The 22271-nt window shown below is 70.6% G+C and carries 21 protein-coding genes; 10 read left to right on the top strand and 11 right to left on the bottom strand.

What is annotated here, in order from left to right; translation table 11 throughout:
- Window positions 1-275: 275 nt before the first annotated feature.
- Window positions 276-1784 (bottom strand): SDR family oxidoreductase, encoded by a 1509-nt coding sequence (locus ACYVDG_RS12525; RefSeq protein ID WP_460750133.1) that lies wholly within the window; start codon window positions 1782-1784, stop codon window positions 276-278.
- The gene (locus tag ACYVDG_RS12520) at window positions 1781-2353 is read right to left on the bottom strand and encodes a DUF4383 domain-containing protein (protein ID WP_460750130.1); all 573 of its coding nucleotides are present in this window, start codon (window positions 2351-2353) and stop codon (window positions 1781-1783) included. Before ACYVDG_RS12520 ends, ACYVDG_RS12525 begins: the two co-directional genes overlap by 4 nt.
- A 92-nt stretch (window positions 2354-2445) precedes the next feature.
- On the opposite strand from ACYVDG_RS12520, the gene ACYVDG_RS12515 reads away from it, so the two are divergent.
- The gene (locus ACYVDG_RS12515) at window positions 2446-3411 is read left to right on the top strand and encodes a MerR family transcriptional regulator (RefSeq protein ID WP_460750125.1); all 966 of its coding nucleotides are present in this window, start codon (window positions 2446-2448) and stop codon (window positions 3409-3411) included.
- Here the strand turns inward: ACYVDG_RS12515 and ACYVDG_RS12510 are convergent.
- The gene (locus ACYVDG_RS12510; protein WP_460750121.1) at window positions 3408-4619 is read right to left on the bottom strand and encodes a lycopene cyclase family protein; all 1212 of its coding nucleotides are present in this window, start codon (window positions 4617-4619) and stop codon (window positions 3408-3410) included. The two genes, ACYVDG_RS12515 and ACYVDG_RS12510, sit on opposite strands and share 4 nt — an antisense overlap.
- Window positions 4620-4680: 61 nt before the next feature.
- Between ACYVDG_RS12510 and ACYVDG_RS12505 the strand changes: the two genes are divergently transcribed.
- Both ACYVDG_RS12505 and ACYVDG_RS12500 read left to right on the top strand, forming a co-directional pair.
- Window positions 4681-5442, top strand: a complete 762-nt coding sequence (locus ACYVDG_RS12505; protein WP_460750117.1) for a class I SAM-dependent methyltransferase — start codon at window positions 4681-4683, stop codon at window positions 5440-5442.
- On the top strand, window positions 5432-6994 hold the full coding sequence (locus ACYVDG_RS12500) for an FAD-dependent oxidoreductase (protein WP_460750114.1): 1563 nt from the start codon (window positions 5432-5434) through the stop codon (window positions 6992-6994). Before ACYVDG_RS12505 ends, ACYVDG_RS12500 begins: the two co-directional genes overlap by 11 nt.
- Window positions 6995-7001: 7 nt before the next feature.
- Here ACYVDG_RS12500 and ACYVDG_RS12495 read toward each other — a convergent pair whose 3' ends face one another.
- The 3 genes from ACYVDG_RS12495 to crtI are packed head-to-tail and all read right to left on the bottom strand — an operon-like array spanning window position 7002 to window position 10465.
- Window positions 7002-8009, bottom strand: coding sequence for a DUF5914 domain-containing protein (locus tag ACYVDG_RS12495; protein WP_460750111.1), 1008 nt, complete (start codon window positions 8007-8009; stop codon window positions 7002-7004).
- Window positions 8010-8048: 39 nt separating this feature from the next.
- Window positions 8049-9002 carry a phytoene/squalene synthase family protein gene (locus ACYVDG_RS12490; RefSeq protein ID WP_460750108.1) on the bottom strand — a complete coding sequence of 318 codons (954 nt, stop codon included), beginning with the start codon at window positions 9000-9002 and terminating at the stop codon, window positions 8049-8051.
- A complete protein-coding gene (crtI, locus tag ACYVDG_RS12485; RefSeq protein ID WP_460750273.1) occupies window positions 8999-10465 on the bottom strand; it encodes a phytoene desaturase family protein in 1467 nt (488 codons plus the stop codon). Before crtI ends, ACYVDG_RS12490 begins: the two co-directional genes overlap by 4 nt.
- Window positions 10466-10703: 238 nt before the next feature.
- Here crtI and ACYVDG_RS12480 point away from each other — a divergent pair, with 238 nt between their 5' ends.
- The 3 genes from ACYVDG_RS12480 to ACYVDG_RS12470 all read left to right on the top strand — a co-directional run bounded on the left by ACYVDG_RS12480 (window position 10704) and on the right by ACYVDG_RS12470 (window position 13549).
- A complete protein-coding gene (locus ACYVDG_RS12480) occupies window positions 10704-11213 on the top strand; it encodes a MarR family winged helix-turn-helix transcriptional regulator (protein ID WP_460750103.1) in 510 nt (169 codons plus the stop codon).
- Window positions 11214-11469: 256 nt separating this feature from the next.
- Window positions 11470-13038 carry a BCCT family transporter gene (locus tag ACYVDG_RS12475; protein ID WP_460750097.1) on the top strand — a complete coding sequence of 523 codons (1569 nt, stop codon included), beginning with the start codon at window positions 11470-11472 and terminating at the stop codon, window positions 13036-13038.
- Window positions 13039-13081: 43 nt separating this feature from the next.
- A complete protein-coding gene (locus ACYVDG_RS12470; protein WP_460750091.1) occupies window positions 13082-13549 on the top strand; it encodes an Hsp20/alpha crystallin family protein in 468 nt (155 codons plus the stop codon).
- Window positions 13550-13655: 106 nt separating this feature from the next.
- Here ACYVDG_RS12470 and ACYVDG_RS12465 read toward each other — a convergent pair whose 3' ends face one another.
- From ACYVDG_RS12465 to ACYVDG_RS12450, 4 genes are all read right to left on the bottom strand, one after another.
- Window positions 13656-14990 carry a M16 family metallopeptidase gene (locus ACYVDG_RS12465; RefSeq protein WP_460750086.1) on the bottom strand — a complete coding sequence of 445 codons (1335 nt, stop codon included), beginning with the start codon at window positions 14988-14990 and terminating at the stop codon, window positions 13656-13658.
- A 113-nt stretch (window positions 14991-15103) separates the two neighbouring features.
- Window positions 15104-17419 carry a polyribonucleotide nucleotidyltransferase gene (locus ACYVDG_RS12460; RefSeq protein WP_460750083.1) on the bottom strand — a complete coding sequence of 772 codons (2316 nt, stop codon included), beginning with the start codon at window positions 17417-17419 and terminating at the stop codon, window positions 15104-15106.
- 299 nt (window positions 17420-17718) lie between these two features.
- Window positions 17719-17988 carry a 30S ribosomal protein S15 gene (gene rpsO, locus ACYVDG_RS12455; protein WP_460750078.1) on the bottom strand — a complete coding sequence of 90 codons (270 nt, stop codon included), beginning with the start codon at window positions 17986-17988 and terminating at the stop codon, window positions 17719-17721.
- Between the two features lie 251 nt (window positions 17989-18239).
- Window positions 18240-19184, bottom strand: a complete 945-nt coding sequence (locus tag ACYVDG_RS12450) for a bifunctional riboflavin kinase/FAD synthetase (protein ID WP_460750074.1) — start codon at window positions 19182-19184, stop codon at window positions 18240-18242.
- Between the two features lie 167 nt (window positions 19185-19351).
- Between ACYVDG_RS12450 and ACYVDG_RS12445 the strand changes: the two genes are divergently transcribed.
- The 4 genes from ACYVDG_RS12445 (at window position 19352) to ACYVDG_RS12430 (ending at window position 21325) form a co-directional block, all read left to right on the top strand.
- A complete protein-coding gene (locus ACYVDG_RS12445) occupies window positions 19352-20212 on the top strand; it encodes an alpha/beta fold hydrolase (RefSeq protein ID WP_460750068.1) in 861 nt (286 codons plus the stop codon).
- Window positions 20213-20378: 166 nt separating this feature from the next.
- Window positions 20379-20639 carry a CopG family transcriptional regulator gene (locus ACYVDG_RS12440; protein ID WP_460750062.1) on the top strand — a complete coding sequence of 87 codons (261 nt, stop codon included), beginning with the start codon at window positions 20379-20381 and terminating at the stop codon, window positions 20637-20639.
- Window positions 20640-21050 (top strand): type II toxin-antitoxin system VapC family toxin, encoded by a 411-nt coding sequence (locus ACYVDG_RS12435; RefSeq protein ID WP_460750058.1) that lies wholly within the window; start codon window positions 20640-20642, stop codon window positions 21048-21050.
- A gap of 44 nt (window positions 21051-21094) precedes the next feature.
- Entirely contained in the window at window positions 21095-21325 is a 231-nt protein-coding gene (locus ACYVDG_RS12430; protein WP_460750054.1) for a hypothetical protein, read from the top strand.
- On the opposite strand, the gene truB is transcribed toward ACYVDG_RS12430, so the two are convergent.
- On the bottom strand, window positions 21322-22209 hold the full coding sequence (gene truB, locus ACYVDG_RS12425) for a tRNA pseudouridine(55) synthase TruB (RefSeq protein WP_460750049.1): 888 nt from the start codon (window positions 22207-22209) through the stop codon (window positions 21322-21324). The two genes, ACYVDG_RS12430 and truB, sit on opposite strands and share 4 nt — an antisense overlap.
- Window positions 22210-22271: the final 62 nt, after the last annotated feature.

Raw genomic sequence — 22271 nt, 5'->3', positions numbered from 1 at the left:
ACCGTGGGATGCCCTTCCGGGACGGGCCGGATCACGTACGTGTACGACCGGCACGCCAGTTTAACTTGAAAACCAAGTCTCTCGTATTTCTAGTGATTTCTGCCCATAGGTTAGCCCACCCGGACCGGGCTCCCCCATCGGGGGCGGTCCGAGGCCGGGCGCGCGGCGGCGGGCCGGTGGTGAGGCTCCCCCGGTATCGGGTGGACCACGCGGGGACGCGCCGGGGAAAGCACGGCCCTCGGGGCCTGTGGACAACCTCCGGGCGCTCCCCGCGGTCAGGTCCCTACCGGTGCCCTGTCGTCCTGCTCGGCCCGGGCCGCGATATTGCCCGCCATCGAGCCGAACACGATCCCGTGGAACGGTGTGACCGCCTTCCAGTAAAGGTGGCCCAGGAGCCCTCTCGGGTGAAACACGGCCTGCTGGCAGAAGACCGTCCGGCCCCCGCGGCGGCCCACGCGCAGTTCCAGCCAGGCGGCCCCGGGCAGGCGCATCTCGGCGCGCAGCCGCAGCAGCTCGCCCGGGACGATCTCCTCCACCCGCCAGAAATCCAGCGAGTCACCCGCCCGCAGCCGCTCGGGGTCGCGGCGCCCGCGGCGCAACCCGACCCCGCCCACCGCCCGGTCGATCCAGCCGCGCGCCGCCCAGGCCAGCGGCCAGGAGTACCAGCCGCGCTCCCCGCCGATGCCCTCGATCACCCGCCACAGGGCTTCCGGGGAGGCGTCCACGTAACGGGCCCGGCGATCGGTGTACAAGCTGCCACCGGTCCAGCCGGGATCGGTGGGCAGCGGATCGGACGGGGCGCTCGGCCAGGCCGCCGACGACCAGCGCGTGTCCACCCGGTCCTCGCCGATCCGGCACAGGGCCAGGCGCACCGCCTCATCGAAGCCGATCCGGTCCCGGTCGCCCAGCGCAGCCGCCAGATCGTCCTCCCCCACTACTGAGTCGTGCCGCAGCGACTCCACCAACGGGCGGGCCACCGAGGGCGGCACCGGAGTGATGAGGCCGACCCACAGACTGGACAGTCCCGGAGACAGGACGGGAACCGGGATGATCAGTCTGCGGGCCAACCCGGCCGCGGCGGCGAACCGCTGGACCATGTCCGCGTAGCTGAGGACCTCGGGGCCACCGATGTCGAAAGTGCGGTTCAGGCCCTCGGGCAACTCGTCGACGCGCACCAGCAGTCGAAGCACGTCGCGCACGGCGACCGGCTGCACCCGGCTGCGCACCCACCGGGGCGTGGTCATCGCCGGAAGCCGTTCGGTGAGGTGGCGCAGCATCTCGAAGGACGCCGACCCCGACCCCAGGATGACGGCGGCGCGCAGCACCACCGCGGGCACCGGGCCCTCCAACAGGATCCGCCCGACCTCCTCGCGCGAAGCCATGTGCTCGGACAACTCCGTGTCCCGCGGGGCGAGACCACCGAGGTAGACCAAACGGCCCACCCCGGCCGCACCGGCCGCCTCGGCGAAGCGCTCCGCGCCTTCGGCGTCGGTGCGCACGAAGCCGTTTCCGCCGCCCATCGAGTGCACGAGGTAGTAGGCCGCGTCCACCTCCGCCAGCGCGTCGGCGAGGCCGTCGCCGGAGACCACGTCCCCCTGGACCACTTCCACCCGGTCCCGCCAGGGATGGTCGCGGAGCTTGTTCGGTGTGCGCGCCAGGCAGCGCACCCGGTAACCGGCGTCCAGCAGCTCCGGCACGAGCCGCCCGCCGATGTACCCGCTGGCCCCGGTCACCAGGGCCAGTCGGCCGTCGGACCCTCCGTGCACGCCCTCAGTTCTTGTCACCCCTTCATCTCCTCAGACGTGTCGGTGGCGGTCGACGTGGTCGACGTGCCCCCGGAAGCCGCGTCGTCCTCGGCTGGCTCGGTCCTCGGTCGGGGAACACTCCCGCCGTGCCGCTCCTCCCGGTGCCTGCGGTACGGGTTGTCGGTGGCCAAGCCGCCGCTGAACCTCCCGTACATCCCGAAGGTCATCACCATCAGTCCCACCGCGAAGCTGAAGATCACGTTGGGCATCGAGAAGGCCAGTATGTTGAAGTCGGTGCTCATCAGGTACAGGTTGACCAGCCCGCTCACCACGAATCCCGCACCCACCAGGACGCAGATAGTGGAGGCGTACGTGCCGCCCAGGACCGCCGCGCCCATCAGGAGCGAGCCGATGGCGACCGAGATGAAGCTCAGTGCGCCGTTCGTGGACAGGCCCGCGATGACCTCCCCCTGGGTGTCGAACAGCGGGAGCCGCACCAGCAGACCCGCGGTCCCGAACCCCACCAGCACCAGACCGGTCAGTCCCGCACCGATCCGGTAGACGAGGTCCAGCCGCCGGTCCGCCCGGCGCGTCGTGTCAAGATCCATGATGCTGCCCCTTTCGGTGCTCTCATGACTAGAGTCAGAGGTCAGCGGCTTGCGCCACAAGTCGCACCGCTTTCGCAACGTCTTGGGGTGCCATGACCGACGCACTCACCCCTGGGGCCGCGGCACGCCTCCTCGGGGTCGCACCGACCACCCTGCGCAGCTGGGACCGGCGCTACGGGATCGGCCCCCGGGAGCGCAGTCCCGGGGGCCACCGGCGCTACTCGCCCGCCGACGTCGCCCGGCTGCGGGAGCTGTGCCGCCTGGTGGGTGAGGGCATGCCGCCCGCGGACGCCGCCCGACAGGTGCTCGCCCCGGGAGCCACACCGCTCCCGGCCGTACCGGAACAGTCGGTGCCGGTACCGCCCGCGCCTCGGACACCCGACCCGGGCCCCGCCTGGCGGCCCGGGGGCGACACCCTCCCGCTCGGCGCCGCCACACCCACCCTCCAGGGCGTCGCCCGCGCCGCCATGCGGATGGACTCGGACCTGGTGGAACGCCTCCTCCAGAAGGCCGTGGAGACCCGCGGCACCGTCGCCGCCTGGGAGGACCTGGCGATGCCGCTCCTGTACGGGATGGGCCGCAAGTGGGAGGACACCCGGCGCTACGTGGAGGTGGAGCACCTGCTCTCGTGGAGCGTGTCTTCGGTGCTGCGCCGTGTCCCGGCACCGTCCCCCGGTCGGAACCCCGGTAGCCGCGACCGCCCCGTCGTCCTTTCCTGTGTGCCGCACGAGATGCACAGCCTGCCGGTGGAAGCGCTGGCCGCCGCCCTGCGCGAAGCCGGTCTGGCCCACCGCGTCCTCGGTTCCTGCACTCCCGCGGAGGCGACCGTACGGGCGGTACGGCGCGTCGGCCCGCGCGCCGTGGTCCTCTGGTGCCACACCGGTGGCGAGCGCGACGCGGAGACCCTCGTGGCGACCGCGCGCACCACCCATTCCGCCCCTGAACGCACGGCCCTCTACACGGCCGGACCCGGCTGGCGCGAGGCCGGGAACGCGCTCCGGATCGCGGACGGACACCTGGGTTCCCTGACCGAGGCCATGGCCGTCCTGGCTCACTAGGGCTTACGGGCGCCTTTGGGGATCCTGGGGGCCAGCGGTCCGAACGAGTGCCACAGGTGTTCGGCGGTAGTCAGCGACATCGCGGCGACCGGGGTGGTCAGGCCCATGGCCAGTTCGCGCGGCAGGCGGGAGTCACCGTCCAGGAAGGCAAGCACGTCGCCCAGGCGGTTGGCGGCGAAGAGCCGGGTGAAGAAGTCCGCGCCCGACACCCGGCCGCTGTCCAGGGCACGCAGCATGATCGCGTCCATCGCCAAGTGGCGGCGCCGGTGCGGGACCGGCGGCACCGGCACCCGGCCCGCGACCAGGGCATCGGCGATCGCCGCCGTCTGCCGGGCCACCCCGCTGAAGGTGTAGCCGGTCGAGGGGCGGGTGGCCCCTCCCGCCGTGCCCACTCGGAACAGGCGGCGCCCGGTGCGGGTCGGGAAGCGCGCGTCGGTCATCGGGATGACGCCCTGTTCGGCCGCGGTGACCTCCACGTCGGGCAGGCCCACCCGTTCGCAGTAGTCCTTGAGCGCCCGTTCGTACTCGGGGGTGGTGAGCGCGGAGCGGCCGAACTCGGTGTACTCCACGAGGGCCTCGCGGCGCGACAGCGGAAGCACGTAGCCGAAGGCCACCCCGTTCCGCGGCTGGGGCGGCCGCAGGTCCATGAGCACGGCGGCGGCCGGATCGAAGGTGTCTTCAGGTGTGCGCACGAACCACCCGCGGAAGTGCTGGAGGAGCCGGGTACGCCCGCCGGACGGCGGGGCGGGCGGCCGGGAGTCGAAGACCCAGCGGGCGGTGTACCGCACCCGCTCACCGTCGGGCGCCACGGCGAGGACGGTGGCGTGCCCGTCGCCGTCGGCCACGTCCTCGACGAACAGCCGGCGCTGGTCGAGGTGTCCGTCGGCGGTGGCACGCACGTGCGCCTCGACGTCGGCCGAGCGGAGCATCTTGTAGACGTAGGGCGCGGCCGACGACCGGTGTTCGGCCCCGTCTGCCCCCAGTACGGACAGGTCCTCCCACCGGGCCGCGAGCAGCGGGTCCCACGGCCCTCCGTCAGGCTCCCAGAAGCACCAGGTCCTGGGTGGCGGTGTGTGCGGGCCCGGAGGAGGTTCCAGGAGGGCCGCCCGCAGCGGGGACACGCGTCGCTCGTTGACCTCACCCATGCGTTGGGCCAGGGTGAGCCCTGCGGCCCCGGCTCCGATGATCAGCACGTCGTAGTCGGTCATAACCCCAGCATGCCCGCTCAGGCCACGGAGGCCCCGCCTCTGTCCACCCCTTGGAGGAGCAATGGTCAGCCCGACCGGGCGGATGAAGACCGGAACGGTCACCGACGAGTTCGACCGCGCCGCCGCGGCCTACGACCGCCTGGTCGCGGCCAACCCCGGCTACCACCGCGACCTGCGCACGTCGGCGCGCCGCCTGCGCCTGCCCGGCCGGGGCGCGGGACTGCTCCTGCTGGACCTGGGGTGCGGCACCGGAGCCTCCACGGCCGCCCTTCTGGCCGAGTACCCGATGGCCCGGATCGCCGGGGTGGACGCTTCCCGGGGGATGCTCGACGCCGCGGCGGCCAAGGAGTGGCCGGAGAACGTCACCTTCCACCTGGCACGCGCGGAGGACATCACCCCGGCGTGGGCGGAAGGGCTGCTCGGCGGCCCCGCCGACGCGGTGTTCGCCGCGTACCTGGTGCGCAACGTGCCCGACCCGGACGCTCTCCTGGCCACGGTGCGCGCGCTTCTGCGCCCGGGTGGGAAGGTGGCGCTGCACGAGTACTCGGTGGCCGACTCGGCCTCGGCCCGGGCGGTGTGGACCGCCGTGTGCTGGAGCGTGGTCATCCCTGCGGGACGGGCGCTGGCAGGCCGCGCGGACCTGTTCCGCTACCTGTGGCGGAGCGTTCTGGAGTTCGACGGGCGTACCGCCCTGCTGGGCAGGCTGCGCGGCGCAGGTCTGGAGTCCGTGGCCAGCGCGCCGCTGCCGGGCTGGCAGTACGGGATCACCCACACCTTCGTGGGCCGCAGGCCCTTGGCGGGACAGGACGCGGATGGGAACTGACGCCAACGACCCGCGGGCCGAAGCGCTCCCCGCTCCCCCTCCGGTCGGCCCCCGCCCGGAGCGGAAGCCCCGTGCCGCCGTGGTCGGCGGGGGCATCGCCGGGCTGGCGGCCGCCTGCGGTCTGGCCGAGCGCGAAGTGGACGCGGTGGTGTTCGAGCGCGAAACAGGGCTCGGGGGCCGCCTCCGCGGCTGGGACACGACCCTGGCCGACGGCAGCACAGCCACGATGAGCCGCGGGTTCCACGCCTTCTTCCGCCAGTACTACAACCTGCGCGGGCTGCTCCGGCGCGGCGACCCGGACCTGGGGTCCCTGGTTCCGCTGCCGGACTATCCGCTGGTGCACCGCGGCGGCGCGCGCGACCGTTTCTCGGGGCTGCCGACCACCCCGCCCCTGAACGCGTTCGCGCTCGCCGCCACGAGCCCGAGCTTCCCCTGGACGGAACTGGCCGGGGTGAACCTGCCCGCGGTGCTCCAGCTCCTGGACGTGGACGTCCCCGGTGTCCACGAACGGCTCGGCCACCGCAGCGCCCGGGAGCTGCTGGCGGTCACCCGCTTTCCGAGCACCGCACGCCATCTGGCCTTCGAGGTGTTCAGCCGCAGTTTCTTCGCCGCACCCGAACAGCTCTCCGCCGCCGAGATGGCCGTGATGTTCCACCTGTACTTCCTCGGCTCCTCCGAGGGCCTGGTGTTCGACGTTCCGCGCTCGCCCTTCCCCCAGGCCCTGTGGGACCCCATGGAGGGGTACCTGCGCGAGGCGGGGGTCGGGTTCCGCACCGGTGTCCGGGTGGAACGCGTCGGCCCCGGGGAACGCCTGCGCCACGCCGTGCACTGGTCGGACGCCGAAGGCGGGCACAGCGCGGAGTTCGACGCCGTGGTGCTGGCGACGGACCCTCGCGGGCTGCGCTCCTTGGTCGCGGAATCGCCCGGCCTGGGCTCCGGCGGGACGGGCTCCGACGCATGGCGCGAACGGGTGTCCCGGCTCCCTTCGGCGCCACCGTTCCTGGTGTCGCGCTACTGGCTGGACCGTGCGGTGCGCCCGCACCGGCAGGCGTTCCTGGGCACGGCCGGTTACGCCACCCTGGACAACATCAGCGTGCTGGAACGCTACGAGGACCAGGCGCGGGAGTGGTCGAGGCGCACCGGTGGCTCCGTGGTGGAACTGCACGCCTACGCGCTGCCCGAGGGGTGCGACGCCGAGGCCGAACAGAAATCGCTGTGGGAGCAGGCCGCCGCCGTCTACCCGGAACTGGCCGCGGCACGGCGGGTGGACGCGCGGCACGAGCTGCGTGCCGACTGCGCGCTCTTCCCGCCCGGCGGTTACACGGACCGGTGCGAGGTGACCACCCCGGACCCCTTCCTGGTCGTCGCGGGCGACCACGTGCGCGTGGACCTTCCGGTCGCGCTCATGGAGGGGGCGGCCACCAGCGGTCTGCTGGCCGCCAATGCACTGCTGTCCGGCTGGGGACGGTCCGGGCACACGCTCTGGACCGTGCCCCGACGGGGCCGGAACGCGGCCTTCCGCGCGCTGGCCCGCGCCGCGCGGAGCACGTAGGAACGAGTCAGCCCGGCCAGCGGCCGGAGGCACGCAGGAGGTAACGCCGTTCGGCGTAGGCGAGGTCGTCCTTCCACAGACGGCGCGCCACCAACCGCATGGCCGGTCGGACCGCACCGGCCGCGCGGCGGGCCAGCGCGAAGCCGGTGCGCTCGGACGTGGCGACCGTGGCCTCGATCACCGCCGTACGCGGCACGCCCCCGCGGTCGACACCGAGCGGGGTCGCGTGGGTCTCGACCACGCTGCCCGACCCTTCGCCCTCGACGATGCGCATGACCACCGTGCGGGGCTCGGGGCAGGTGAACTCGGCGCGCACCGGTACGCCCCACCGGCCCGCGACCTTGAAGCCCACGTCCACCACCATCCGGTCCGGCACCGGGTCGGCCCCCTCCGGGACCTCGGTCACCCGCAGCCCCACGAACGAGTAGGGGTGGAACCACGATCCGTGCCACGGGTCGAGCCGGTTGGCCACCACGTCCTCGGGTTCGCACCGCCCCGCCAGGCTCTCCACTGCCGTGATGCTCCCGGCCGCCTCCGGGCGGCGCGGGACGACAGGCGCGTCCAGGGGCTCCTCTCCCCCGGCCTCGTCCAGGCGGACCCACACGAGCACGCCGTCATCGTGCACCGGGTACGGGCTCCACCCCGGAAAACCGCCCGAGCCCAGCGACAGTCCATGCCAGCGGCACACCAGACGCCCCTTGGCCACCGCGCCCCGGCACAGCGGCGCTCCCAGGTGGGGGCAGGCCCCGGGGCCCGCGTGCGCGGTGCCGTCCGGGGTACGCCAGGCGACCAACTCGGTTCCGGCCACCACACGGCCGAAGGGGCGGTCCTGGCGCACCTCCGTGCTGGCCGCCAGCACGAACCAGTTCCCGGAGGGGCGGGCGAGCGCTCGCTTGAGCGCCGCTCCGATGACCGCGGGCGAGGCCTCCCGCCAGGTCGGTTCCTGGCGCGACCAGGTACTTTCGGGCATCCGTCGCAGTGGCAGACGGCGGGGTGCGGGGTCGGGCAGCGACATGGGGGCCTCCTCGCCTCGGGCACCGGGTGGGGATCCGACTCAACCAGCTCTCGGACGCGGCACCGTCCGCGCCCACAGCGAACGGGCCAGGGCGGGAACCGCCGCGGCCAGCTTCCGGCTGTCGGAGACCCGGTGCCGGACACTCCACACGTCGAAGTCGGCCGCGCTGATCTCGTCCAGGATCGCGCGGTAGAGGCGGAAGGCGGTGGCGACACACGGGCGGGCCACCGGGGCGAGCATCGCCACGCCCGGTTCGGCTTCCCGGTAGAACCCTTGGTTGACGTCGACCAGCTCGGCGACCGCACGGCGAGCCCTCGGGTCCGGGGTACGGGTGCGCGCGCAGTGCTCCAGGAGCTCGCGGTCCACCCGGTGCTCGGCCAAGACGTCCTCCGGCAGGTACACGCGGCCGCGGCGCAGGTCCTCGGACACGTCGCGGAGGAAGTTGGTGAGTTGGAAGGCCTCCCCGAGCGCCGCAGCGTGCGGCTCGGCCTCCTCCCTGGGAACGGAGGTGCCGAGCACCGGCAGGACCTGGAGCCCGATCACCGCGGCCGAGCCGTACATGTACTCGCGCAGGTGGGCGAGGTCCGCGTAGGCGTGCACGTCGAGGTCCATGCGCATGGACGCCATGAAGGCGGTGAAGTACTCCTCCGGCAGCTCGTACCGCTCCACCGTGTGCGCCAGAGCCCGCAGGACCGGCTCGTCCGGCTGCCCGCCCCGGAACACGCGGCGGAGGTCGGCGTCGATCTCGGTGAGCCGCGCCCGCTGGTCTTCCACACCGGTGTCCGGTGCCGGTTCGTCCACGATGTCGTCCACCCAGCGGGCGAACCCGTACAGGGCGTGGATGCCGGGGCGGCGGCCGGGCGGCAGGACCCGGGTCGCGGTGTAGTAGGTGCGGCCGTGGCGGGCGTGCAGGGCCCGGCAGCGGAGGTAGTCGCCGCGCAGGCGCTCGGGTTCGATGCCCGCCGCGTCGAGTTCGCCGGTCCCGGTACTCATCGTGGTCCCCGTGCTCCGGTCCGGGCCACGACGCGCGCGGCCGCCAGCTTTCCCGAGAGCAGGACCGTCGGCAGGCCCACGCCCGGCGTCGTTCCGCAGCCCGCCAGGACCGCGTTCGCGGTGCCCGGAACGGTGTTGCGCGGCCGGAAGGGCCCGGTCTGCGCGAAGGTGTGCGCCAAGGAGAAGGGTGTACCGCGCGCCATGCCCTGTCTGGCCCAGTCGGCCGGGGTGACCAAGCGCTCTGCACGCACGGACGCGTCCAGGCCGGTCATGCCCCTGGATTCCAGGGTGGCCACCATGTGGTCACGGTAGCGCGGGCCCTCCCGGTCCCAGTCGATGTCCGCCGAGGCCAGGTTGGGTGCCGGCGCCAGGACGTAGAGGAGGTGGCGGCCGTCCGGGGCGAGGGACGGGTCGGTGGCGGTGGGCTGGGTGACCAGGAGCGAGGGATCACTCATGGTCCGGCCCTCGTCGATGATCTCGGTGAAGGTGCGCTCCCACCGGCCGCCGAAGGAGATGGTGTGGTGGGAGAGCTGGTCCCAGGTGCGGTCGGTGCCCAGGTGCAGGACCACCGCCGAGGGCGAGAACCGGTGCGGGACCGGACGCCGGGAGCGGTGGCCGAGCAGCCGGTGGGCGGCGGGCAGGTCGGTGGTCAGCACCACCTGGTCGCAGGGCAGGCGCTCCTCCCGGTCAGTGACCACCGCGGTGACGCGGTTCCCGCTCCGCTCCAGGGCGCGCACCGACTCCCCGAAGCGCAGGACGGCACCGGCCTTGGCCGCTGCGCCCGCCATGGCCTCGCCGACCGTCCGCATCCCGCCCTTGGGGAAGTAGACGCCCGCGACGGTGTCCATGTAGGCGATGACCGCGTAGGCGGCGAGCGCCCGGTCCGGGGCGACCCCGGCGTAGAGGGACTGGAAGGAGAAGATCCGGCGCAGCCGCTCGTCCTTGAGGTGCCTCCCTACGGCGGGAGCAAGGCGGCCGAACCCGCCCATCGCGGCCAACCGCACCAGGTCGGTACCGAGCAGGTCCAGCGGGGAGTCGAACTGGGCGTCGATGAACGAGCGCATCTCCACCTCGTACAAGCGGGCCAGCCACGCGCGCAGCCGCAAGTAGCCCACCGCCTCCCGGACTCCGGCAACGCGGGCCACCTCCGCGGCCATCCGTGTGCGGTCGGTATGGACATCGATCGTGGACCCGTCGGCGAAGGCCGCACGGTAGGCGGGCGCCAGCGGGAGCAGTTCGAGGCGGTCGCGGACGGACTCACCGACCGCGGCGAACGCCTCGTCGAGGAGTTCGGGCATGGTGAGCACGGTCGGCCCGGTATCGACCAGGAAGCCGTCCATGTCCATGCGGCCCGCGCGGCCGCCGGGGTGGTCCTCCCGTTCGACCACCACTACGTCGCGCCCGGCACCCAGCAGGTGCAGCGCGCACGAGAGTCCGGACAGGCCCGCCCCCACGACGACCACGGGCTTCCGTCGGCTGGTCTGACTAACGGCCACAGATCCTCCTCCTAGGAAGGTCGTGCGGTCGGCAGGCCCACACCCTCCCCCACAAGGACATACCCACACATAGTTCGAAATCCATTTATCTCGCCTGTCGAACTATTTCACGAAGCCCCCCTCCGGGGCCAAGCGACACTTGGGACTCCGCCTAGACTCGGCGTGAGTGATCGGAGGGCCCGTTCACGGAGCGGTAGGGAGACCCATGGACACCGTGCCCAGCACCGAGACCCCAGGGACGGCACCCGGGGACGGCCACGGGCACAGGTCGCGCGAGGACCTCTACCTGGCCCTCCAGACCGACGGCCAGCAGCTCGCCGTGCGCCTGGTGCGCCTGCTGCACCGGATGGCGGCGCGCACCGGGATGAACCCCACCGACTTCCAGTGCTACACACTGCTCCGCGTGGCCGGATCGATGACCCCGGGGGAGATCGCGGACAGCCTCTGCCTGTCCACCGGGTCCGTGACCGGCGTGGTCGACCGGATGGAGTCCCACGGCCTGGTCGAACGCGCACCGCACCCGCTGGACCGGCGCAAGGTCGCGGTTCGCCTGGTCGAAGGTGCGGACGGGACGGTCGGCCCCACGGCTCCAGGGATGCGGGAGGCGATGACCGCCCTGCACTCCGACTACTCACGGGAGGAACTGGAGCTGATCGTGGGCTGGTTGGAGCGCGTCGGGGCGACGTTGGACAGCCTCATCGAACGCCGGGATTGAGTCCTTCTCCGGCCGGATCCGAACACCGGACCGGACGTCACTCCCAGCGACCGACAAGGCACGCTTCGTCGGAAACGCTCTGTGACGTCATAGTCGCTTTACTGCTGGCCACCGAGCCTCTACGATCCCACGAGACATGTCCGAGGCTGGCAGCAGGAACCGGCTATCCAACCCCCGTCCGCAAATCCGTCGGGGCTGGGAAGGAGTCACCATCTCATCCCTGCAGGAGTACATACGAGAACGCACCAATCCCCCGGTGTTCTTCACCTCCAGTCTGGTGATCGTCGTCTTCGTGATCCTGGGCGTCGCCTTCACCGATCCGTTGCTCGAAGCCGCCCAGAATACACGTGACTGGATCGGCGAATCGCTTGGCTGGTTCTACGTCCTGGCGACCACGTTCTTCCTGGGCGCCGCGATCTTCCTACTGCTGAGCCGGTTCGGCAGCCTCCGGCTGGGGCCGGACGACTCCAGGCCGGAATTCAGCACCATGGCCTGGTTCGCGATGCTCTTCACCACCGGCATGGGCATCGGCCTGGTGTTCTGGGGTGTCGCTGAACCCGTCGGCCACCTGCACGCGCCCCGTGACGGCGCCCTCGCCACACCGGAAGGGGAGGCACCGGCCGTCGAGGGGGCCAGCGAGGCCTTGGCCGCGAGCTTCTTCCACTGGAGCTTCCACCCCTGGGCGATCTACATCGCGGTGGGACTGTCCCTGGGCTACTTCGCCTACCGCAAGGGCCTGCCGCTGCGCCCCGCCTCGGCGCTCTACCCGCTGCTGGGCGAGCGCGCCTTCGGGTGGCCCGGCAACCTGGTCGACATCATCGCGGTGTTCGGCACCATCTTCGGACTGGCCACGTCGCTGGGCCTGGGAACCCTGCAGATCAACAGCGGTCTCACCCAGGTGTTCGGGATCCCCAACAACTCGATGACCCAGTCGATCATCATCATCGTCATCACGGCGATCGCCCTGTACAGCGTGTTGTCCGGGATCGACAAGGGGCTGCGCAGGCTTTCGGTCCTCAACCTGTGGCTGGCGTTCCTCCTCATGGTGTTCATCTTCGCGGTCGGACCCAAGCTGTGGATCATCAGCGGCATGACCACGGGCGCAGGAGACTACCTGGCCAACCTGATCCCGTGGAGCCTGTCCTTCCCGAGCCCGCTCGCCGATGAACAGGCAGCCGGCTTCACCACCGCGTGGAGCGTCTTCTACTGGGGCTGGTGGATCTCCTGGGCCCCGTTCGTCGGTATCTTCCTGGCCCGGATCTCCTACGGGCGCACCATCCGCGAGTTCATCATGGGCGCGCTGTTCGCCCCCGTCGTCGTGTCGATCCTGTGGTTCGGCGTGTTCGGCGGCTCGGGCCTCTACTACGAGCTGTTCGGTGACGGCGGTTTCCAGGACGGCGACGAGGCCTACGCCGCCTTCCACCTGATCGAATCGCTGCCCTTGGCTCCAGTGGTCACGCTCATCGCGTCGGTCCTGCTGATCCTCGTCGTGGCGATCTTCTTCATCACCTCGTCGGACTCCGGCTCCATCGTCGTCGACATGCTCACCAACGGCGGCAGCACCAAGGCACTGAAACTCCAGCGCGGCTTCTGGGCGGTCAGCGAGGGGGCTGTGACGCTCATCTTGCTTGTGCTGGGCGGGGAGCAGGCACTCGATGCTCTCCAAGCCGCATCCGTCGTCACCGGTCTGCCCTTCGCGGTGATCCTGATCTTCATGCTGTGGGGTCTGTTCAAGGCCTTCAGCAACGAACCCAAACCGGGGGCGCCCAAGACGACCCGGGCCGAGGACCGGCGACCACCCGAAAGCCCCGTCCCACGCAGTTAGCTCCACGGACCACTGACAGCACGCGCAAGTAGGGAGGCGGCCGATGGCGCCGAAGAGGTTCAGCAACCCCTTCCACGGGGTCGTCGACATGATCACCGAGATGAACCGCATCTCCGACACCATGTCGACGATAGAGACCAGCCAGGCAGGCGAGCGCGAACGCGGTTACGCCGACGCGTGGAGCCCGCCCACGGACATCCTCGCCCGCGGCACGGACCTGGTGATCCGCTGCGAGGTCCCGGGGGTGCAGGAGGAGGACGTGTCCGTCACCTTCAGCCACTCGGTCCTCACCATCACCGGTGAGAGGCAACGGGACGAGATCGACGTCGTCTACTACTCCTCGGAGCGGTTCATGGGCACCTTCCGCAGGGAGATCAGCCTGCCGGAAGGGGTGGACGAGAACGACATCCAGGCCAGCTTCGACGAGGGTCTGCTGGTAGTGACGGTGCAAGGTGCAGCACACGCCACCGGACCCGCGCAGATCGCCGTCCGCAGGCGCAAGCGCAAGTAACACTGGCACTAGCAGAGAACCCCGCCGGAGCGTGCTCCGGCGGGGTTCTTCTCGTCCGGAGCCTGAGACGGCCCCGGTCCGGGGTCCAGCGCCCCCGGAGCGGGCTCTAGAAGACGCGGTCGGTCTCGTACGGACCGATCACGGCCAGGGCGCGGGGGCGGCCCAGCATCTCCGCGGCGACAGCGGCCACGTCGTCCGCGGTGACGGCGTCGTAGCGGGCCAGGTCCTCGTCGATGGAGAAGTGGCGCGGCTGGGTGAGCTCGTGGGCGAGCAGACGGCCCATGCGGGCGTTGGTGCCCTCGCTGCCGAGCACCATCGCCCCCTGGATCTGGCCCTTCGCGCGGGCCAGCTCCTCAGCGGTGATACCGGAGGCGGCCACCTTGGCCAGCTCCTCACGGCAGACACCGATGACCTCGTCGGCCTTCTCCGGCAGGCACCCGGCGTAGATCTGGAAGGTCCCGGTGTCGGCGTAGGCCGTGTGGTAGGCGTGCACCGCGTAAGCCAGCCCGCGCTTCTCCCGCACCTCCTGGAAGAGGCGGGACGACATACCGCCGCCCAGGGCGGCGCTGAGCAGCCGCAGGGCGTGCCAGCGCGGGTCAGTGCGGGTGAGACCCTCCGAACCCAGGATGATGTGCGCCTGCTCCGTCTCACGCGACTGCACGACCTGGCCGCCGTACGTGGGCACCGGTTCCCGGAACCCGCGGGGCCCGACCGGGCGGGCGTCGCCCGCCGCCGCCAGGTGGCCGGAGAACATCTCCCGCACCTGCTCGACGACCTTGTCGTGCTCCAGGCTCCCCGCCGCCGTGACGACGAGCTCTGAGGGCACGTAGGCGTCCCGGTACTGCTCGGCGATGCGCTCGCGCGGCAGTGCCTTGATGGTGTCGATGGTCCCGAGGATGGGGCGGCCCAGCGGGGTGTCACCGAAGAAGTGCTCCGCGAAGACGTCGTCCACCAGGTCGGCGGGCTCGTCCTCGTACATGGCGATCTCCTCGAGGATCACGCCGCGCTCGGTCTCCACCTCGTCCGCGTCGAGTACGGAGTTGGCGACCATATCGCCCACCACGTCCACCGCGAGGGGCAGGTCCCGGTCGAGGACCTTCGCGTAGTAGCAGGTGTGTTCCTTGCTGGTGTAGGCGTTGTGGTCCGCGCCCACACCGTCCAGCAGCGCGGAGATCTGCATCGGGGTGCGGGTCTTGGTCCCTTTGAAGAGCAGGTGCTCCAGGAAGTGCGCCGAACCCGCGTGCGCGGAGTCCTCGTCGCGGGACCCGGTGGCGGCGGAGATCCCGAACGCCGCTGAACGGCCCCCGGGGATGTTCTCGGTGACCACCCGCAGACCGCCGGGCAGTACCGTCCGGCGCACCAGACCGGAACCCCCGTCGGGCTCCAGCAGCGTCGCGGTCGTACCCGGCTCCTGCTCGGCGGCGGTGGGGACAGAACTCATGAATCCTTCTTCTTCGCGTCGGGGTATCCAGCAGAGCATACGGGGGCGAACGACGGCGGGGCGGCCGCATCGTGAAAGACGCGACCGCCCCGTACCGGGCTCAGCCCTGAGGATCAGGTGTTCTCGGAACGCCCGCCCGAGTTGCGGCGACGGCGGCGGCGCGGGGCGCCCTCGCCCTTGTCGTCGCCGTTGCCGTTGCCGTTGCCGGAGTCCTCGTCCGAAGCCTCGTCGGCGTCGGCCTTGGGCGCCGGGGCGGCCTCGGACTCGACGACCTCGACGGGGACCAGGGAGAGCTTCCCGCGGTCGTCGATCTCGCGGATCTCGACCTGGATCTTCTCGCCGATGCCGATGACGTCGTCGAGGTTCTCGATCCGCTGGCCGCCGTGCAGCTTGCGGATCTGCGAGATGTGCAGCAGACCGTCCTTGCCGGGCAGCAGCGAGACGAACGCGCCGAAGGCGGTCGTCTTCACGACGGTGCCCAGGTAGCGGTCGCCCACCTCGGGCATGGTCGGGTTGGCGATCTGGTTGATCGTGTCCCGGGCGGCCTCGGCGGAGGGCCCGTCGGTGGCACCGATGTAGATGGTGCCGTCGTCCTCGATCGAGATGTCCGCGCCGGTGTCGTCCTGGATCGAGTTGATCATCTTGCCCTTCGGGCCGATGACCTCGCCGATCTTCTCGGTGGGCACCCGGACGGTGAGGATGCGCGGAGCGTGCGGGCTCATCTCGGCCGGACGCTCGATGGCCTCCTGCATGACGTCCAGGATCGCCAGGCGGGCGCCGCGGGCCTGCTGCAGGGCCAGGGCCAGCTGCTCGGCGGGGATGCCGTCGAGCTTGGTGTCCAGCTGCAGGGCCGTGATCAGCTCACGGGTACCGGCGACCTTGAAGTCCATGTCACCGAAGGCGTCCTCGGCACCGAGGATGTCGGTCAGCGTGACGAACTGGTCGCCCTCGCTGATCAGACCCATCGCGATACCGGAGACCATCTCCTTCAGCGGCACACCGGCCGCCATCAGGGACATGGTCGAGGCGCAGACCGAACCCATCGAGGTGGAGCCGTTGGACCCGAGGGCCTCGGACACCTGGCGGATGGCGTACGGGAACTCCTCGCGGGCGGGCAGAACCGGCAGCAGGGCCCGCTCGGCCAGGGCGCCGTGCCCGATCTCGCGCCGCTTGGGCGAGCCCACCCGGCCGGTCTCACCGGTGGAGTAGGGCGGGAAGTTGTAGTTGTGCATGTAGCGCTTGGTCTTGTCCGGGTTGAGCGTGTCAACCGTCTGCTCCATGCGCAACATGTTCAACGTGGTCACACCCATGATCTGGGTCTCGCCACGCTCGAAGAGCGCCGAACCGTGCACCCGCGGCAGAATGCCGACCTCGGCGCTCAGCTGGCGGATGTCCTTGGGGCCGCGGCCGTCGATGCGGACCTGGTCGCGCAGGACGCGCTCGCGCATGAGCTGCTTGCTCAGGGTCCGGAAGGAGGCGCTGACCTCCTTCTCGCGGCCCTCGAAGTCCTCGGCCAGCTTCTCGGTGACGGAGGCCTTGATCTTGTCGAGCTCGCCCTCGCGCTCCTGCTTGTCGGAGATGGTGAGCGCCTTGGAGAGCTCCTCGCGCACGGCGCCCTCGACGGCGGCGTAGGCGTCGTCCTCGTAGTCGAGGAAGATCGGGAACTCGCCCTCTTCGCGGCCGGCCTGGTCGGCGACGGCCTGCTGGGCCTTGCACAGCACCTTGATGAAGGGCTTGGCGGCCTCGATGCCCTCGGCGATGGTCTGCTCGTTGGGGCCGACGGCGCCCTCGGCGACCAGCTTCAGGGTGTGGACGGTGGACTCCGCCTCGACCATCATGATCGCGACGTCGCCGTCGTCCAGGACACGGCCGGCGACGACCATGTCGAAGGTGGCGTTCTCCAGCTCGCTGTGGGTCGGGAAGCCGACCCACTGGCCGTCGATGAGCGCGACGCGGACGCCGCCGAGCGGGCCGGAGAAGGGCAGCCCGGCGACCTGCGTGGACATCGAGGCCGCGTTGATGGCGACGACGTCGTACAGGTGCTCGGGGTGCAGCGACAGGATCGTCTCGACGACCTGGATCTCGTTGCGCAGGCCCTTCTTGAAGGAGGGGCGCAGCGGACGGTCGATCAGGCGGCAGGTGAGGATGGCGTCCTCGGAAGGACGGCCCTCACGCCGGAAGAAGGAGCCGGGGATGCGGCCGGCGGCGTACATCCGCTCCTCGACGTCCACCGTCAGGGGGAAGAAGTCGAGGTTCTCCTTGGGGCGCTTCGAGGCGGTGGTGGCCGACAGGACGACGGTCTCGTCGTCCAGGAAGACCGTGGCCGAACCAGCGGCCTGGCGTGCCAGGCGACCGGTCTCGAAGCGGATGTTGCGGGTACCGAACTTGCCGTTGTCGATGACGGCTTCGGCTGAGTAAACGCCCTCCATGGGCGACCTCCTACTACACGTATTCGGGTTCGACGCGCCGGACACAGCTGTGCCGAAGGCGCGGCGCGTTCTTGCTCCCGCGTCGTGCCCCGGAGTTGATGACGGCCGGTCATCGATCGAAGCCCACGGCACCGTCCGTACTGGTACGGGCGGTATTCCGGAGACCACTACCGAGGACCGACCCCGTGGACCGGGGAAGCGGCGCGGGTGGTGCGCGGGTGACGTCCGGTGTCGGACTCCACTCCGGTTACACCTTACTAACAAAGAGGGAGCGGCCGAAGCCACTCCCTCCGATCAACCTAGCGGCGCAGACCCAGGCGCTCGATCAGCGAGCGGTAGCGGGTGATGTCCTGCTTGGCGACGTACTTGAGCAGACGGCGGCGGCGGCCGACCATCAGGAGCAGGCCACGACGGCTGTGGTGGTCGTGCTTGTGGTCCTTCAGGTGCTCGGTGAGCTCCGTGATCCGGTGCGTCAGCAGCGCGACCTGGACCTCGGGGGAGCCGGTGTCACCCTCCGAGTTGCCGTACTCGGCGATGATCTTTTCCTTGGTGGCGGTGTCGATCGACACGGCGCTCCTTCACATGAGAGTCGGTACGCAGGGCGAACCCCGGTACATGACAGGGTTCAGACGCGGTGACCGCGCGTACGAACAGTCACCGTCGCGTGTGGCGTGCGCGGCCCGCCGCCGATGGCGTGGGTGCACCGCGCTCCCGCAGGATCCGCGCACCGAGGGGCGCGGCCGACAGCGGGCACACGTGGACAGGACCACCCTACCGCAAACCGGGAGGTGGCACGCCTGTGTCCAGGGTGACAGCGGACTCAGACGCCCAGAGTGTCCCGGCAGCGGTCGACGTCGCGGCGCATCGCCACGATGAGCTCGTCGATACTGTCGAACCGCTCCTGCCCGCGGATACGCGCGGTGAAGTCCACGGCCATGCGCAGCCCGTAGAGCTCCAGGTCGTCGCGGTCCAAGGCGTAGGCCTCGACCGTGCGCTCCGCGCCGTCGAACGTGGGGTTGGTGCCCACCGAGATCGCCGCGGGCCACTTGGTCTCGTGCCCCTCCGTCCGGTCCAACCGGCTCAGCCATCCGGCGTAGACCCCGTCGCCCGGAACGGCCGTGTCCTGGGCCAGGTCCATGTTGGCCGTGGGGAAGCCCAGGAGTTCGCGCCCGCGGGCCGCACCGTGCACGATCTCGCCGACCACGCGGTGCGGGCGGCCCAGCAGGCCGGCGGCGGTCGCCACGTCGCCGTCCTCGAGGAGGGAGCGGACCCGGGTGGAGGTGATGGTGTCGCCTTCGGCGATGAGGCGCACCCCGTCCGCCGTGAAGTCGTACTTCTCCCCCAGCTCGGCCAGGGCGGCGACGTTCCCGGCCGCGCGGTGGCCGAAGCGGAAGTCCTCGCCGACCACCACCGCCGCGGCGTGGAGGCGGTCGACCAGCACCCGCTGGACGAACTCCTCGGCGCTGAGCGAGGACAGTTCCTTGGTGAAGGGCAGGACGCACACGGCGTCGGCCTCGTACGAACCCAGTAGCTCGATGCGCCGCTCGACCCGGGTCAGGACCGGGGGTGTGGCCCCGCGCAGCACGCGCTGCGGGTGGGGGTCGAAGGTGACCACCACCACCGGGAGCCCCAGTTCGCGCCCGCGGGCCACCGCGGTGGCGAGGATGGCCTGATGTCCGCGGTGCACACCGTCGAAGACACCGACCGCCACCACGGACCGCCCCCAGTCGGCGGGAATGTCCTCCAGCCCGTCCCATCGCCGCACGTTCGGCTCCCCTTGTTCGTGGTCGTGAACTTCGTCCGTCTCAAGCCTGCCACGTCGGAGACCGCGCATCCGACACGCACCCGGTGTGGCCCACCGCACTCGGCCACCGCTCTCCCGTAGGCAAAGAAGGGTTGGCGTTGCGCGGACACCCGGTTTACCGTGCCCGGATGGCGATGATCGACACCGGTACGACGAAGCTGGCCTACGACGAGGCCGGGGCCGGGCCCGCGATCGTCTTCGTGCACGCGGGTGTGGCCGACCGCCGGATGTGGGGCCACCAGTTCGCGGAGTTCTCCAAGGACCACCGGGTGGTGCGCTACGACTGGCGCGGCTACGGGGACTCGGCCGACCACGACGGCGGCGTCCGCCACCACGAGGACCTGCTGGCGCTGATGGACGCGCTGGACATCGGCGAGGCGGCCCTGGTCGGTGCGTCCTACGGCGGTGCCTACGCGGTCGATGCAGCCTTGCATGCCCCCGAGCGGGTCAACCGCCTGGCTCTGGTGTGCCCGGGGATGTCGGGGCACGTGTGGCCGGAGTCCTTCGTGCGGGCCGGTCAGGAGATGGCGCTGTCCGCCGTGGCGCAGGATCGCTTGGCCGCCTACCAAGCGGGGAACGCGACACCCGACCAGGCCGACGTGGCGGCCATGGCCGAGGCGCAGGCCCGGTTCATGGTGCTGGGCCCGGATCGCCTCGACGAGGAGATGCCCGCCGAGGCCTGGGACCTGTCGCTGCTGATGCTCCGCGAGATGTACACGCGCCGCTGGGCGAGCCCGGCCAACCACACCGAGTGGCCGGAGCACCCGGCCGCGGACCGCCTCGGAGAGATCGGGGTCCCCACCCTGGTGGTCAAGGGCCTGTCCGAGATCCCCGAGGTCCAGGAGGTCGCCGACCGCTACGCGGAGGGCATTCGGGGGTCCCGGCTGCTGGAGATGCCCGACACCGGCCACCTCCCGTCCATCGAGCGCCCCGGGGAACTCACCGCCGCCCTGTCCGAGTTCCTCAAGAAGTCCCCCCACCACCTCTGAGCCAAGTATCAGAGGAAGAGGAACTACTTTCCCCGAAACCGCACACAGCCGGTGACGCCCCGCTATCTTCACTCATGTGAGCGATTCACTTACATCAGACCTACACGGGGAAACCACCTGGCAGCCATCCGAATGGCATGGTGGCATGATGGGTAGCATAAGTAGCATGAGTGATGCTACTCAGAAGTACTCGATCACCCTGCCCAGGGACATCGCTGAGCGGGCACGCTCCCGAAGCGGGCCCTCCGGCCTGTCCTCCTATGTCGCCGCTGCTGTCGCGAGACAGCTTGAACGGGACAATCTCAACGACCTCATCGGGGAGATGGAAGCACACCACGGTCCTATCACCGATGAAGAGCTCCATCAGACGCGCGAGGAGTTGTACCGGGCTCGCAAGGAGCAGGGCACCCCGGGACCGGTGGAGTAGGTGACACCTAGCCCTCGTCCCAACGGCACGCTCGTTCTCGACAGTGAAGGACTTGCCAAAGCGGTCCTCCAGGATCGGAGTGTCACTCGCTGGCTTGTACTCGCCAGGGCCGAAGACAGTCGAGTCCTTACGAGTTCCGCAACACTCGTAGAAGTGATCCATCCGCGTATCAACCGCGCGGCATTGGACTGGCGGCTCTCACAGATCACCGTCGAACCGGTAGGTGAGCAGACCGCCAGAGAAGCCGCCCGACTGCTGGCCGAAGCAGGCTTGCACGGCCACCGGCATGCCATCGATGCGATGCTGTGCGCCACCGCGCTCGCGGCGCCCGGCCCGGTCACCATCCTGACCTCGGATCCCGACGACCTGCGCAAGCTCTGCGGGGACAAGGTCACGGTCATCAAGATCTGACGCCGACCTGAACGGCGGACGTCCAAGCGGAAGTGTGGTTGATGGTGGACGAGAAGAAACTCGACAGGCTGGCCGACTACTACGGAAACCGGGACATCAGCGAGGAGATCGACGCCGCCGAGCTGGAACAACACGCGTCGTTTGACAAGGTCATTGTCGTCTCCTCGATTGAACTGCCCAAGTACCTGATGGACCGAGTACGGGAAGCAGCCTCCGACGAGGGGGTCAAGCCAACCGTCCTCATGCGCCGCTGGATCGAAGCCGGGCTGGGTTAAGCCGGGGCGAAGACCACTACGGGTTTCATGTGGCCGGGGCGGTTCTCTCCCAGGGCCACCACGGTCCCGTCCGGGGCGAACAGGCCGATCGGGCCCTCCCCGAGGGAGCTCGGTCCAATGCGGTTGCCGTGCCGGATGGCGCGGGTCTCGTCCTCGTCCATGGTGCGCACCGGGAAGGCCACCGCGACGGCCTGGGCCAGCGGGACCTGAGTGAACTCCTCGGCGAGCTGGTCCAGAGTGCGCGCCTGGGACAGGTCGTAGGGGCCCACCCGGGTGCGGCGCAGCGCGGTGAGGTGGCCGCCCACCGCCAGATCCTCCCCCATGTCGCGGGCGAGCGAGCGGATGTAGGTACCGCTGGTGCAGCTGATGACCGCGTCCACGTCCACGAAGGCGCCCTCGGGATCCGGGGTCCGGCGGATGCCGGTCACCTCGAACCCGGTGACGGTGACCTCGCGGGACTTCAGGGCCACCTCCTTGCCCTCACGGGCCGATTTATAGGCCCGCTTGCCATCCACCTTGATCGCGCTGACCTGCGGCGGCACCTGCTGGATGGGGCCGGTGAGCTTGGCGACGGCCGTGTGCACGTCCTCGTCGGACACCCCGGAGGCCTCCGCGCGGGTACCGGGCTCGCCCTCGGCGTCGTCGGTGTTGGTGACCAGACCGAGCCGGATCGTGGCCTCGTAGGTCTTCTCCGTCAGGGTCAGGTGGCCGAGCAGCTTGGTTCCCTTCTCGATCCCCAGCACCAGGACCCCGGTGGCCATCGGGTCCAGGGTGCCCGCGTGCCCCACGCGTCGGGTGCGCGCCAGACCCCTGGTCTTGGCGACCACGTCGTGTGACGTCCAGTCGGCGGGCTTGTCGACGACCAGGACACCGCTCTCGGCCATGGGACTCCTCAGGGATGTGGAAAGGGAAGGGTGGCGGCGCTGGTCGCACCGCCACCCGAAGG

It is taken from the genome of Nocardiopsis oceani, from assembly GCF_054777395.1.
This window is presented reverse-complemented; position numbering and strand designations above follow the sequence as displayed.

Excerpts from the sequence above, each read along its gene's own strand:
- ACYVDG_RS12520 (WP_460750130.1), bottom strand. The coding sequence starts at position 2,353 with ATGGATCTTGACACGACGCGCCGGGCGGACCGGCGGCTGGACCTCGTC.
- ACYVDG_RS12515 (WP_460750125.1), top strand. The coding sequence starts at position 2,446 with ATGACCGACGCACTCACCCCTGGGGCCGCGGCACGCCTCCTCGGGGTC.
- ACYVDG_RS12510 (WP_460750121.1), bottom strand. The coding sequence starts at position 4,619 with ATGACCGACTACGACGTGCTGATCATCGGAGCCGGGGCCGCAGGGCTC.
- ACYVDG_RS12505 (WP_460750117.1), top strand. The coding sequence starts at position 4,681 with ATGGTCAGCCCGACCGGGCGGATGAAGACCGGAACGGTCACCGACGAG.
- ACYVDG_RS12500 (WP_460750114.1), top strand. The coding sequence starts at position 5,432 with ATGGGAACTGACGCCAACGACCCGCGGGCCGAAGCGCTCCCCGCTCCC.
- ACYVDG_RS12495 (WP_460750111.1), bottom strand. The coding sequence starts at position 8,009 with ATGTCGCTGCCCGACCCCGCACCCCGCCGTCTGCCACTGCGACGGATG.
- ACYVDG_RS12490 (WP_460750108.1), bottom strand. The coding sequence starts at position 9,002 with ATGAGTACCGGGACCGGCGAACTCGACGCGGCGGGCATCGAACCCGAG.
- ACYVDG_RS12480 (WP_460750103.1), top strand. The coding sequence starts at position 10,704 with ATGGACACCGTGCCCAGCACCGAGACCCCAGGGACGGCACCCGGGGAC.
- ACYVDG_RS12470 (WP_460750091.1), top strand. The coding sequence starts at position 13,082 with ATGGCGCCGAAGAGGTTCAGCAACCCCTTCCACGGGGTCGTCGACATG.
- ACYVDG_RS12465 (WP_460750086.1), bottom strand. The coding sequence starts at position 14,990 with ATGAGTTCTGTCCCCACCGCCGCCGAGCAGGAGCCGGGTACGACCGCG.
- ACYVDG_RS12460 (WP_460750083.1), bottom strand. The coding sequence starts at position 17,419 with ATGGAGGGCGTTTACTCAGCCGAAGCCGTCATCGACAACGGCAAGTTC.
- ACYVDG_RS12445 (WP_460750068.1), top strand. The coding sequence starts at position 19,352 with ATGGCGATGATCGACACCGGTACGACGAAGCTGGCCTACGACGAGGCC.
- ACYVDG_RS12440 (WP_460750062.1), top strand. The coding sequence starts at position 20,379 with ATGAGTGATGCTACTCAGAAGTACTCGATCACCCTGCCCAGGGACATC.
- truB (WP_460750049.1), bottom strand. The coding sequence starts at position 22,209 with ATGGCCGAGAGCGGTGTCCTGGTCGTCGACAAGCCCGCCGACTGGACG.